Annotated in this window: 12 protein-coding genes and 1 tRNA gene; 8 read left to right on the forward strand and 5 right to left on the reverse strand. The window is 66.9% G+C overall.

Features of this window, described 5'->3' with window-relative positions; all coding sequences use genetic code 11:
* Positions 1-14: 14 nt before the first annotated feature.
* Positions 15-3,452: a DNA methyltransferase gene (locus Q7V15_RS00900; RefSeq protein WP_304753007.1), complete on the reverse strand. Its 3,438-nt coding sequence runs from the start codon at positions 3,450-3,452 to the stop codon at positions 15-17.
* 129 nt (positions 3,453-3,581) lie between these two features.
* On the opposite strand from Q7V15_RS00900, the gene Q7V15_RS00905 reads away from it, so the two are divergent.
* Together Q7V15_RS00905 and Q7V15_RS00910 are read left to right on the forward strand one after the other, a co-directional pair.
* On the forward strand, positions 3,582-3,851 hold the full coding sequence (locus tag Q7V15_RS00905; protein ID WP_304753009.1) for a CopG family ribbon-helix-helix protein: 270 nt from the start codon (positions 3,582-3,584) through the stop codon (positions 3,849-3,851).
* Positions 3,848-4,132 (forward strand): type II toxin-antitoxin system RelE/ParE family toxin, encoded by a 285-nt coding sequence (locus Q7V15_RS00910; protein WP_304753010.1) that lies wholly within the window; start codon positions 3,848-3,850, stop codon positions 4,130-4,132. Before Q7V15_RS00905 ends, Q7V15_RS00910 begins: the two co-directional genes overlap by 4 nt.
* A 10-nt stretch (positions 4,133-4,142) precedes the next feature.
* Here the strand turns inward: Q7V15_RS00910 and Q7V15_RS00915 are convergent.
* Positions 4,143-4,219: transfer RNA gene (locus tag Q7V15_RS00915), tRNA-Arg, on the reverse strand.
* A gap of 83 nt (positions 4,220-4,302) precedes the next feature.
* Positions 4,303-5,253, reverse strand: a complete 951-nt coding sequence (locus Q7V15_RS00920; RefSeq protein WP_304753013.1) for an ABC transporter ATP-binding protein — start codon at positions 5,251-5,253, stop codon at positions 4,303-4,305.
* Positions 5,254-5,431: 178 nt separating this feature from the next.
* On the opposite strand from Q7V15_RS00920, the gene Q7V15_RS00925 reads away from it, so the two are divergent.
* Complete coding sequence (locus Q7V15_RS00925) at positions 5,432-5,695, forward strand: zinc-finger domain-containing protein (RefSeq protein WP_304753034.1); 264 nt, start codon at positions 5,432-5,434, stop codon at positions 5,693-5,695.
* 134 nt (positions 5,696-5,829) lie between these two features.
* Here Q7V15_RS00925 and rarD read toward each other — a convergent pair whose 3' ends face one another.
* Positions 5,830-6,750 (reverse strand): EamA family transporter RarD, encoded by a 921-nt coding sequence (gene rarD, locus Q7V15_RS00930; protein ID WP_304753016.1) that lies wholly within the window; start codon positions 6,748-6,750, stop codon positions 5,830-5,832.
* Positions 6,751-6,895: 145 nt separating this feature from the next.
* Entirely contained in the window at positions 6,896-7,927 is a 1,032-nt protein-coding gene (locus Q7V15_RS00935; RefSeq protein ID WP_304753017.1) for an aspartate-semialdehyde dehydrogenase, read from the reverse strand.
* A gap of 179 nt (positions 7,928-8,106) precedes the next feature.
* Here Q7V15_RS00935 and Q7V15_RS00940 point away from each other — a divergent pair, with 179 nt between their 5' ends.
* The 5 genes from Q7V15_RS00940 to Q7V15_RS00960 all read left to right on the forward strand — a co-directional run bounded on the left by Q7V15_RS00940 (position 8,107) and on the right by Q7V15_RS00960 (position 10,792).
* Entirely contained in the window at positions 8,107-8,496 is a 390-nt protein-coding gene (locus Q7V15_RS00940) for a PaaI family thioesterase (protein WP_304753019.1), read from the forward strand.
* Positions 8,497-8,499: 3 nt separating this feature from the next.
* On the forward strand, positions 8,500-9,258 hold the full coding sequence (locus Q7V15_RS00945) for a class I SAM-dependent methyltransferase (RefSeq protein ID WP_304753020.1): 759 nt from the start codon (positions 8,500-8,502) through the stop codon (positions 9,256-9,258).
* Between the two features lie 22 nt (positions 9,259-9,280).
* Positions 9,281-9,868 (forward strand): histidine phosphatase family protein, encoded by a 588-nt coding sequence (locus Q7V15_RS00950; protein ID WP_304753023.1) that lies wholly within the window; start codon positions 9,281-9,283, stop codon positions 9,866-9,868.
* Positions 9,869-10,060: 192 nt separating this feature from the next.
* Entirely contained in the window at positions 10,061-10,345 is a 285-nt protein-coding gene (locus Q7V15_RS00955) for a hypothetical protein (RefSeq protein ID WP_304753025.1), read from the forward strand.
* 129 nt (positions 10,346-10,474) lie between these two features.
* On the forward strand, positions 10,475-10,792 hold the full coding sequence (locus tag Q7V15_RS00960; protein ID WP_304753028.1) for a GNAT family N-acetyltransferase: 318 nt from the start codon (positions 10,475-10,477) through the stop codon (positions 10,790-10,792).
* Positions 10,793-10,979 lie beyond the last annotated feature (187 nt).

Below are 10,979 nucleotides of genomic sequence, written 5' to 3' on the forward strand. Positions count from 1 at the left end.
AATGCGCGGAGGAGTCAGGCGGCCCGGCGGGCGACGTAGCGGCCGTCTGGCGTCAGGCTGACGCTGCCGAAGCGGACCAGGGTGTTCAGCGCCCGGGCGAGGCGGGGCTCCAGGCGCTTGCCGCCCTTCTTGAAGGTCCGCGCCAGTTCGGCCAGCGCCAGCGGGCGGCCGGCCAGGATGAGCGCCTGCTCGACGGCCAGCGGCGCCTCGTCCCGGTCGGTGGGGAAGGCCGGCAGGGCCTTGTCGATGGCCACCACGGTCTCGCCCAGGTCCAGTTCGCCGGACTTGCGCTCCACCCCCTTGGCGAAGCGGGGGATCTGATAGTCCGGCCTAAGCCACCGCACGTGGCCGGCGGCCTCTTCCTTGGCCCGCTGGGCGTTCAGCGCCACCAGGCGCTCGAGGATCTGCTCGTCGGCGAGGTCGGCGGGCCAGCCATAGGCTTCGAACACCGCCGCATCGATCTGCTCGTGCAGCTCTTTCAGGATCAGCACCCGGCCCCGGGCCTTCACATCGGCCTCGGCCTCGGTGAGCGCCGCGCCAGCCTTCACCTTCTCCAGCACATTGTAGAGGCCGGTGAGGGTGAGGTCGGGATGCTCGGCCTGCACCGCCTTGCGGGTGGCATCGAGTTCTTCTCCTAACTCCGCCAGTGCGGTGCGCAGAAGATCGGCAATGTCGGGGAAAGGGAAAGCGTCAAAACAGATGCTTTTTACATACACAGAGTCGTTCCCGACACCTAGCCAACCGCCAGTATGCACCGCCCAGCATCGGTGGGGGCTTGAACTTAGAATGGAAAGCATCTCGGCGGCGGGCAGTCCGATTGCGACCACCTTGTTATCCGGAGTGATCTCGCTGCCGAGGAATTGGAAGATTCTGTGCCGGGACGTTTCAGGTGTGGCGACGTAGCGTACGGTGCCGCCCACAAAGCCTCTCATCAATGTGTTTTTCCGCCCGAAGAGCCACCAATTTTCCCTTCTGTAGCGCTCGTTGTTTTGATCTCTTTCGGGTTTAACGGTTGAAAGAAGGTGCTCATAAACATCCGGAAACCGGCGTCGAACATCAGGTGCAGATTGGCCGTCGAGATCGATGACCATCACACCGCGAGACCTGCCAACAAGATCACGGCCGTTGCGGTACGGCCGGATGTGCGCGTCCAGGCCCGGCACGCGGCCGAGGCCCAGATGTTCCGCCTCCTGCGGCGTAACAATAAAGCCGGAGCCGTGCAGCTTCACGCCTGGGGAACACAGGCCATCATTGGCCTTAAGGGCAACGGCCTTCGTCACATCCACCCCCACCGATAGGTCGGAATTGATCTTGCCTCGCTTCGACCAGAAGCTCAGCTTCGGCTCGTCGGTATCGAGCCCGGCCTCAGCGGTCACCTCGGCCAGCAGACCGTCGTGCTTGCCCACCGCCGCAGCTGTCATGCTGATCCGCACAGCCGCGGAGTCCCGCGTCGCCTTGGTCCAGGGATGGTCGGGCACAGCATAGACCAGCGACAGGGCCGGCTTGCCGTTCAGGTGGCGCTCCATCACCCGGCGCTGGAAGACCTGGCTGATGGAGTTGGTGGTGACGAAGCCGAAGCGGCGCAGGCGCGACTTCTTGCGTCGCAGGATTTCGGCCGCCCGGTCCCACCAGTACATGACGAAGTCGGCGCTCTCGTTCATCTGCGGATGCGCCTTCCACAGGGCCTCCGCATAGCCTGGCGCCATGCGGGAGCGCAGGTTGGCGCCGCCGATGAACGGCGGGTTGCCGACGATGAAGTCGGCCTCGGGCCATTCGGGCCTGCGGGGATTGGGATAGGTCTCGACGCGGACGCCGTCCTTCACCTCCACCTTCGGCAGGGGATAGCCGTCCCAGGTGAGCACCGCGTCATAGCCCTCGCGGCGGCCGAAATTGATGTTCTTGAAGGCCCTGAGGATCGGCTCGGCCGGGTGGCTCTCGTGATTGCGATAGTGCCATTGCAGATAGCCGATCCAGATCACCAGCTCGGCGATGGCCGCGGCCCGCGGGTTCAGCTCCAGGCCCAGGAACTGGTGAGGATCGACGCTCTCGCGGCCCCGCAGGCCCTCGCCGGCCAGGGACAGGCCGGCCTGGGCGTCGCCCAAGGCGATCAGGTTCTGCAGAACCTCGCCCTCGAGCTTCTTCATCAGCTCCAGCGACACATAGAGGAAGTTGCCGGTGCCGCAGGCCGGATCGAGGACGGTCGTCTCGCAGAGCCGGTGGTGGAAATCCCGCACCAGCTGGATGGCGCCGGCGTCGTCCCCATCGTCCTTGGCCGACAGCACCTTGGTCTGGACGGCGTCCCAGTCGGCGCGCAGGGGCGCCATGACCGTCACCTCCACCAGGCGCTGGACGTAGCTGCGCGGCGTATAGTGGGCGCCGAGCCTGGCCCGTTCGTCCTTGTCGAGCGCCTGTTCCAGCAGGGTCCCGAAGATGGCGGGATCGACCTCGCGCCAGTCGGCGCGGGCGGCGGCCAGCAGCTCGCCGATCTCCTCGCGCTTCAGCTCAAACGCGGTGGTCTGGGCGAACAGGCCGCCGTTGAAGTGCCGCACCCGGGCGTCGATCACAGCGCTGAAGGCCGCGCCCTTGTCCATGTCCGACCACAGCTGTTTCAGCCGGTGGGGGAAGTGGGTCGGGTCCTCCACGCTGCGGGAGAGAAGGTCGCGGAAACTGCCCTTGGGCAGCAGGTCCACATCCTCGGCGAACATGGTGAAGAGGCAGCGCATCAGGAAATGCGCCACGTCCTCGGGGTTCGCGCCGCCCTCCTCCAGGGACTTGCTGACCTGGGCCAGCCGCCCGGCGATCTCGCGGGTCACCCGGGCCGACTGGCGGGTAGGGTCCAGGGATTGCGGATCGGTCCAGATGGCCACCAGAAGCTGGCGAATCTTCTCGTCGCGCAGGTCCTCCAGAAAGATCCGGAAACCCTTGCGATCGGGGAACTGGTTGTAGGCGCGCCCCGTGCCGGTGAAGTCGGCATAGAGCTCCAGGCAATGGCCCACATCACAGGTGATGATGAAGGGCGGCGCGGGATGATCGGCGTCGAGCAGGAAGACGTAGCCTTCCGCCTGCTTGCGCGCGTTCTGCATCATCACGTCCCAGCGCGGGACCTGGTCACGGCGGCCGAGCTGTTCGGGCTCGTCCTTGAACAGCGCCCCCTGAGCGGCGGCGGCGGGCAAAGCGTTCTTCCTGCCCGGCAGGCGCGATTGCTTGGCTTCCAGGATGAAGCTGCCGCGCTTGTAGAGATCGATCCGCTTGGGCGCCCCGCCCCCGTCGCTTTCTCGCGGGCGGACCGCGCGCTCGAAAGCATAGTCGTTCTGGTGGGCGCTGGCGTCGGCGGGGTCGGGATGGGCAAGGCCCAGGACGTCGCACAGCTCGCTCAGGAACAGGGCGTAGTTGGCGCGCTCCGCGCCGCCCTCGCGTCCCGACCAGCGCTGGATAAACGCCTCGACGTCCAACCTGACAAAACCCCCGTCGCCCGAACTTCAGGCGAGGCTCAACCTAGACGGTGAACGCGGCTGCGCAAGACCGCCCTTGGGCGTCTAGATCATCGATGATATCCTAATCACTCTGATTAGGAGTGATGCATGGCGACGTCGACCAAGGTGGTGACCGCTCATATTCCTCTGGACCTGGCCGACAAGGTCGAGGCGGCGGCCCTCCGCCTCGACCGCTCGCGAGGTTGGATCATGAAGCAGGCGCTGACCGCCTGGGTTGATCAGGATGAGGCGCGTCATCGCATGACGCTGGAAGCCCTTGAGGACGTGGACGCGGGGCGGGTCATCGACCAGCAAGCGATCCTGGCCTGGGCCGACAGTCTGACCGCGGATGCGCCCCTGCCGCCTCCGACCAAATGAGGGTCCAATGGACCCGCAGCGCGGCCTCAGACCTGGCTCGCCTGCACGACTATCTTCTACCTGTGGCTCCAGAGGCTGCGGCACGGATCGTCCAACGACTGGCCCGGGCGCCTGATCGGTTGCGCGATCATCCGCAGATCGGTGAGAGGCTGGACGCCTACGGCCCGCGGGATGTTCGCCGGATCATCGTCGGCGACTACGAGCTGCGATACGAAGTCACCCCCGAGGCGATCATCGTGCTGCGCATATGGCACGGCCGGGAGAACCGCGACCTATCCTAAAAAATGGAAATGGCGCACCCGACACGATTCGAACGTGTGACCTTTGCCTTCGGAGGGCAACGCTCTATCCAGCTGAGCTACGGGTGCTTGGCGCCTGAGGCGGAGCGGGTTTCTAGCCGAAAGGGCGCCGGACCGCAAACGGGTTTGGGGGCGGTGGGTTTCGCGGCGCCTCACGCCACCTGCGGGGTCTTGTCGGTGGTGAGGTCGACGAAGACGTCCTCCAGGCTGGGATCCTCGGTGGCGATGTCGCGGATGCGCAGGCCTGCGGCGCGGACGGCGGCCAGCACCTGTTCGACGCTGGACTGGCCGGTGCGGTAGGTGACGCTGAAGGCGCCGCCGGCCCGGAGTTTCGTCTCAAAGCCCGCCAGGGTCGGGGCCTCTTCCACCGGGGTCTCGGGCGTCACCACCACGCTGCGGGTGTCCAGGCGGGAGAGCAGTTTGGCGGTGGATTCACAGGCCACCACCTGGCCCCTGTTGACGATGGCGATCTGGTCGCAGAGCGCCTGGGCCTCTTCCAGATAGTGGGTGGTGAGCACGATGGTCACCCCCTGGCGGTTCAGCTCGACCACATAGTTCCAGAGCTGGCGGCGCAGCTCCACATCCACCCCGGCGGTGGGTTCGTCCAGGATCAGGACCGGGGGATTGTGCACCATGGCCTTGGCCACCATCAGCCGCCGCTTCATGCCGCCCGACAGCTGGCGCACATAGGCGTTGGCCTTGTCGGCGAGCCCCAGCGCCGCCAGCAGCTCGTCGGTGCGGCGCTCCTTGCGCGGCACGGCGTACATGCCGGCCTGGACCTCGAGCGATTCCCTCGGCGTAAAGAAGGGATCGGCGGCGATCTCCTGGGGCACCACGCCGATGGCGGCCCGGGCGTCGCGGGGGTGGGTGTCGATGTCCCGGCCCCAAATCTTCACCGTGCCAGACGTCTTCTTGGTCAGGCCAGCCAGGGTGTTGATGAAGGTCGACTTGCCCGCGCCATTGGGGCCCAGCAGGCCGAAGATGGAGCCCCGGGGGATGGCCAGATCGATCCCCCGCAGGGCCTTCATCTCCGGCGTGGTCTTGGTGGCCGGATAGGTCTTGACCAGGCCCTGGGCCTCGATGGCGAATTCCGGAAGGTCCATGCGGTCCCCTTTGGCGCCTGCGCAAGGTCGGTTGGCGGGCGCGATCATTGACGGGCCAAGCCCGCCTCGCATACCTAGGCCCGAGCGGCGCCTGCGCCAAGCTTCCGAGCGGAGATTTCCCCCTATGGCCCGTCCGACCGAAAACCGTGGCGTCCAGGCCCAGACCGGCCCTGAGCCCATGCCGGCCAAGCCGGCGGTCACCGCCCTGACCGCCAGCGCGCGGCCGGCGCCGGAAGTGGTCTATGTGCGCACCGGCCGGATCGCCTGCGACGGGGTCGGCGGGGCGCTCGGCCATCCGCGGGTCTGGCTGGAGATGGGCGGGGCGACCTTTGTCGAATGTCCCTATTGCGACCGCCGGTTCGAGCTGGCCCCTGAAGCCGGCGAAGGCGCCGAGGACGAACGCCTGGCGCCCGGCGTCTACGAAGGCCCCCACGGGCACTAGCCGCCCCCAGTCGGCGCGCCGCAGGCGCTTCAAAGATTGAACCACGAAGAACACGAGGTTCCCAAAGATAGGCTGGGCGTCTTCGCGCCCTTTGTGTCCTTTGGGGTGATCCTCTTTAACAGCGCTGCGCGCGGCTAGACCGCCGCCGCGGTCAGCCGGCGCGAGGCCCGCCAGAGGCCGTAGGCGAAGACGCCAGCGCCGGCCCAGATGAAGGCGAAGGCGGTGATCTTGGTCCAGCCCAGCGGCTCGCCCTGGACGACGCCCAGGACAAAGGTCATCGACGGGGCCAGGAACTGCATGAAGCCCATGGCCGAGAGCGGCAGGCGACGGGCGGCCCAGGCGAACAGGACCAGCGGAACCGCCGTCGCCGCCCCGGAGAAGACCAACCAGGCGGCCGGGGCGACCCCTTGGGTGAAGTGGTCCTGGCCCGCCTGGGCCAGCCAGATGGCGAAGATCGCCCCCGGAACCCCCAGCAGCAGGCATTCGATGAACAGGCCGGTCTGGGCGTCGGCCGCCACCTGCTTGCGCACGATCCCGTAGCCGCAGAACGAGGCCGCCAGCGTCAGGGACACCCAGGGCAGGCCGCCGATGGCCACAGCCTGGAAGACCACGCCGATGGCGGCCAGGGCGATGGCGCCCTGGGCGATGCGGTCCAGCCGCTCCCGGAAGAAGAGCGCCCCGGCCGCCATGCTGAGCAAGGGATTGATGAAATAGCCGAGGCTGGTCTGCAGCACCTTGCCGTTGTTCACCGCCCAGATGAAGACCAGCCAGTTGGCGGCGATCAGCAGGGACGACAGGGCCAGCAGGCCAAGCACCTTGGGCTTGCGGAACACCGCCAGGGCCTGGCCCCCCTGGCCGGCCATCCAGACGAACAGGCCCGCGAACGGAATGGCCCAGAAGGTGCGGTGGGCGAGCGTCTCCCAGGGGCCGACGCCGTAGCCGCCGATCACCTGGAAGACCAGCGGGATGAAACCCCAGATCAGATAGGCCGATAGGCCCGCGGCGAAGGCGGCGGGCGGCGGGCTGGTCGGGGCGGACGAAGGCGGCGGGGCCACGGGGCGGGCTTTCGGCTGGGAAGGCGCTCTACCTAGACCTTCGTCCCGCCTTCACAAGCGCAGATCGGTGACAGCCCGGCGGGAAACGGACATGCAAAGGGGCGGCCGCGGAACGGCCGCCCCTGCTTGTCGACGCCAGGCCGTTCTAGGCGATGGCCTTGGTCTTGATCAGGCCGCGCTCGTCCAGCAGCTGGGCGATCTGGATGGCGTTCAGCGCCGCGCCCTTGCGCAGATTGTCGGCCACCACCCACAGGTTCAGGCCATGCTCGACCGTCGGGTCATTGCGGATGCGGCTGACGAAGACCGGGAATTCCCCCTGGGCTTCCTTGGGCGTCATGTAGCCGGTCTCGTCGCGCTTATCGATCACCACCAGGCCCGGGCTCTCGCGCAGCAGGTCGCGGGCCTCGTCCTCGTCCAGGGGCTCGTGGAACTCGATGTTCACGGCTTCGGAGTGGCCGACCATGACCGGGACGCGGACGCAGGTGACCGTCAGCTTGATGGCCGGATCGATCATCTTGTGGGTCTCGTTCCACATCTTGGCCTCTTCATCGGTGTAGCCGTCGTCGCCGAAGGCGCCGATGAAGGGGATGACGTTGAAGGCGATCTGCTTGGGGAACTTCTTGGGCGGCGGCGCGCCCAGGACGAAGACGCCCTTGGTCTGGTCCCAGAGCTCGTCCATGCCCTCCTTGCCCGCGCCGGAGACCGACTGGTAGGTCGAGACCACCACCCGCTTGATCTTCGCCCGGTCGTGCAGGGGCTTCAGCGCCACCACCAGTTGCGCCGTCGAGCAATTCGGATTGGCGATGATGTTCTTCTTGTGGGCGTAGGACACGTCGTCCGGGTTCACCTCCGGCACGATCAGCGGCACATCCGGGTCCATCCGGAAGGCCGAGGAGTTGTCGATGACGATGGGGCCGGCGGCGCCGATCTTGGGCGACCATTCCTTGGAGAAGGACCCCGACACGCTCATCAGCACCAGGTCGACGGTGGAGAAGTCGAACTGGGCGATATCCTCGCAGGCCACCGTCTGGTCGCCGAAGGACACCTTCACGCCGATGGACTTGCGCGAGGCGATCGCGTGAATCTTGTCCACGGGGAATTCCACTTCCTCGAGGATATTCAGCATCTCACGGCCCACATTGCCCGTGGCGCCGACGACGGCCACCCGGTAACCCATCGAACTCTCTCCTGAATGTCTTTGGCGGTGCGTTCCGTTACGCCGCCACATGAACGCGCGCAAGCACGCCGCCGCAAGGCCCGTTCGGCCGCAGCTTCGTCCCCCCTCACCTAGGGGTTAGGATGGGTCGGCGCAACCCGGAGGCGAGACCCCCCGGGACCGCCAGAGGAAGAGATCACATGAGCCAACCGTCCACCGGCATGCCCTTCGCCGATCTGATGGGCCTTCAGATTCTTGAGCGCTCCAAGGACAGGGTGGTGGGCCAGCTTGAGGTGCGCGAGAACCTCTGCACCGCCGGCGGCATCCTGCATGGGGGCGCCTTCATGGCGTTCGCCGACGCGCTCGGCGCCATCGGCGGCTTCCTGAACCTGCCGGCCGGGGCGCGCACCACGACCCTGGAAAGCAAGACCAACTTCCTGGGCTCAGCCAAGGTGGGGTCCACGGTCACCGGCGAGGCCACGCCCCTGCACATCGGCCGCCGCTCCAGCGTCTGGCAGACCCGCATCACCGCCGAAGACGGCAAGCTCCTGGCCCTGGTCCTCCAGACCCAGATGACGGTGGAGGCCTAGGCGATGGAGTCGGAGCGAGCGGCCGACATCATGCAGGCCAACCGGGCGGCCTGGAACGCCGCACGCTATGAGGCGTGGCAGGAGGCTCTTGGGTCTCCCGCCGAGGAAGCCGCCCGCCTGCGGGCCGACCCTGCTAAGGCCGCCAGGCGCATCCTGCCCCATCTGGGCTCGGTCGCCGGAGAGCGGATCTGCAATGTCCAGGGATCGCACGGCCGCCTCGCGGTCAGCCTCGCCCTTTTGGGCGCGCAGGTAACGGTCATTGATTTCGCCGAAGACAACCGACGCTACGCCGCCGACCTGGCCAGCGCGGCGCAAGTAAGCCTCGACTATGTGCTGTCCGACATCATGACGGCGCCGGAGCAGGGACTGGGGGAGTTCGACGCCCTGGTGATGGAGCTTGGCATCCTCCACTACCACCTCGATATCACCGCCTTCTTCAAGGTCATGGGGCGGCTCTGCAGAGAGGGCGCGGCGCTGGTCATCCACGAGTTTCACCCCTTCCAGCGCAAGCTCTTCCAGTCCTACCCAGGCCAAGCGCCGGACTACTTTTCCGCCGCCCTCGTCCGGGCGCCCGTCCCTGATCCGACGGGACAAGACCGGGTTCTCGGTGAATGTCAGTACCGCTTCTGGACCCTGAGCGAGGTGCTGGGGGCCGCGCTGGCCGCAGGCTTCCGGCTGACGCGGTTTCAGGAACACCCGGACTGGACCGACCCGCATATCCCCGGGACCTACACGCTCGTCGCCGACTGGCGGCCAAGCTGACCTCGGTAAGGACCGCAAGCCCATGGGCCAACTCCTCCTGATCAAGCATGCGCCGCCGGAGATCACGCCTGGGGTGATCTCGCATCGCTGGGTGCTTTCGGCCGAGGGGCGGACGCGGTGCGGCTGGCTCACCGAAGTCTGTCGAGCCAGGGGCGTGGCGCGCATCTTCGCCAGTCCTGAACCGAAGGCCCTGGAGACCGCGGCCCTGGTCGCCATGGGTCTGGAACTGCCCGTCCGCCCCCTGGACGGTCTGCAGGAGAACGACCGCACGGGACTGGGCTTCGTCTCGACCGACGCCCTTGAGGGCCGCATCGCGGTCCACTTTGAAAACCCTGACGCCGTGGTGATCGGCCGCGAGTCGGCGCGCTCAGTCCTGACGCGGTTTCAGGCGGCGATCGACCTCGCCACCCATGGCGCAATGGCTGGCGCTGTCGCCGTCGTCACCCATGGAACGGCCATGAGCGGCTTCATCGCGGCTCACAACGCCGTGGCCTCGCTCGAGGTGTGGCGCAATCTGACCCTGCCAGGCGTGGCCGTGCTGGACGCCTCAACCTACCGGCTGCTGGAGCCGCTCATCCCCTTCGCAGGGACGCCGGCGCCTAAAACCTGATCACCGGCGCCTGATCTCACCGCAGCGCAACATTGCGATGTTGCGTCGCAAAATTGTCGCTTGTGACCGAGGGGAAGGTGGCGCTAAACCTCCTCTCAAGGCGGCCGGCAACGACGCATCTCGACGACGAAGGCCGCCAGAGGAACGCCCCGCAAAGTGGTTGTCATCAACCCCTCTTCGGGAACGAATAAAATGATCGCTCGTATCGCTGCTCTCGCCGCCATCGCGGCTGTCTCCCTCTCGGCCCCCGCCTTCGCCCAAGGCGTCAAGGTCCAGGTCGCCGGCAAGTCCGCCGAGCAGGTCCATGCCGACATCGTCAGCGCCGCCCGCACGGTTTGCCTGCGGGAAACCACCACCGAGACCTTCCGTCAGTCCGCCCAGGCCCGCTGCGTGAAGTCGACCGTGGAAGCCACCCTGGAAAAGGTCGGCGACTCCGATCTGGCCGCCGTGGCCGGCATGGAGCTGGCTCAGCGCTAGACCAGTCGGCGGGCTGGCCTTCACCGGCCGCCAGCGACCTCTGAACTTTGGAAAGGCCGACGGCGACGTCGGCCTTTCTTGCGTTCTGTGGGCGTGTTTCCATTCCTCCACACGCCAAGGGAGTCCAGCATGGCTGACAGCGACCGTTTTCAAGTGATCAAGAACACCGAGGCGGGACGTTTCGAAGTTCGCCTCGGGGAGCATGTGGCCTTTGCCGAGTACCGGCTGCTGAAGACCGGAATCCTCTTTCCTCACACCGAGGTTCCCCCAGCGTTCGAGGGCCAGGGCGTCGGCTCCCTGCTGGTCCGCACGGCCCTGGACTACGCCCGGGCGCACAATCAGCCCGTGATGCCGGTCTGTCCGTTTTTCGCCAGCTACATCAAGCGGCACGCCGAGTATCAGGACCTGCTCCATCCCGACTACCGCAAGAGCCTGGGCCTCGACTGAGCCGGGGCCGCACACGCGCCCGTTGATCAGACTTGGCGGGGGCGGACAACCTATTGTAGATAGGTCGGGCTGTTTCTGTTTTGTTCGGGGGCGAACCTTGCGGGATTTTTGGGCCGCGGCGGTTCTGGCGGCGATGCTGATCCTTGCGCCGGCGGGCGGCGCGGGCGCCTCCGCGCCCGCCGATGAC

The sequence above is a fragment of the Phenylobacterium sp. genome (genome assembly GCF_030651755.1).
Taxonomy (GTDB): Bacteria; Pseudomonadota; Alphaproteobacteria; order Caulobacterales; family Caulobacteraceae; genus Phenylobacterium.

Excerpts from the sequence above, each read along its gene's own strand:
- Q7V15_RS00905 (WP_304753009.1), top strand. The coding sequence starts at position 3,582 with ATGGCGACGTCGACCAAGGTGGTGACCGCTCATATTCCTCTGGACCTG.
- Q7V15_RS00945 (WP_304753020.1), top strand. The coding sequence starts at position 8,500 with ATGGAGTCGGAGCGAGCGGCCGACATCATGCAGGCCAACCGGGCGGCC.
- Q7V15_RS00940 (WP_304753019.1), top strand. The coding sequence starts at position 8,107 with ATGAGCCAACCGTCCACCGGCATGCCCTTCGCCGATCTGATGGGCCTT.
- Q7V15_RS00925 (WP_304753034.1), top strand. The coding sequence starts at position 5,432 with ATGCCGGCCAAGCCGGCGGTCACCGCCCTGACCGCCAGCGCGCGGCCG.
- Q7V15_RS00920 (WP_304753013.1), bottom strand. The coding sequence starts at position 5,253 with ATGGACCTTCCGGAATTCGCCATCGAGGCCCAGGGCCTGGTCAAGACC.
- Q7V15_RS00955 (WP_304753025.1), top strand. The coding sequence starts at position 10,061 with ATGATCGCTCGTATCGCTGCTCTCGCCGCCATCGCGGCTGTCTCCCTC.
- Q7V15_RS00935 (WP_304753017.1), bottom strand. The coding sequence starts at position 7,927 with ATGGGTTACCGGGTGGCCGTCGTCGGCGCCACGGGCAATGTGGGCCGT.
- Q7V15_RS00950 (WP_304753023.1), top strand. The coding sequence starts at position 9,281 with ATGGGCCAACTCCTCCTGATCAAGCATGCGCCGCCGGAGATCACGCCT.
- Q7V15_RS00910 (WP_304753010.1), top strand. The coding sequence starts at position 3,848 with ATGAGGGTCCAATGGACCCGCAGCGCGGCCTCAGACCTGGCTCGCCTG.
- Q7V15_RS00960 (WP_304753028.1), top strand. The coding sequence starts at position 10,475 with ATGGCTGACAGCGACCGTTTTCAAGTGATCAAGAACACCGAGGCGGGA.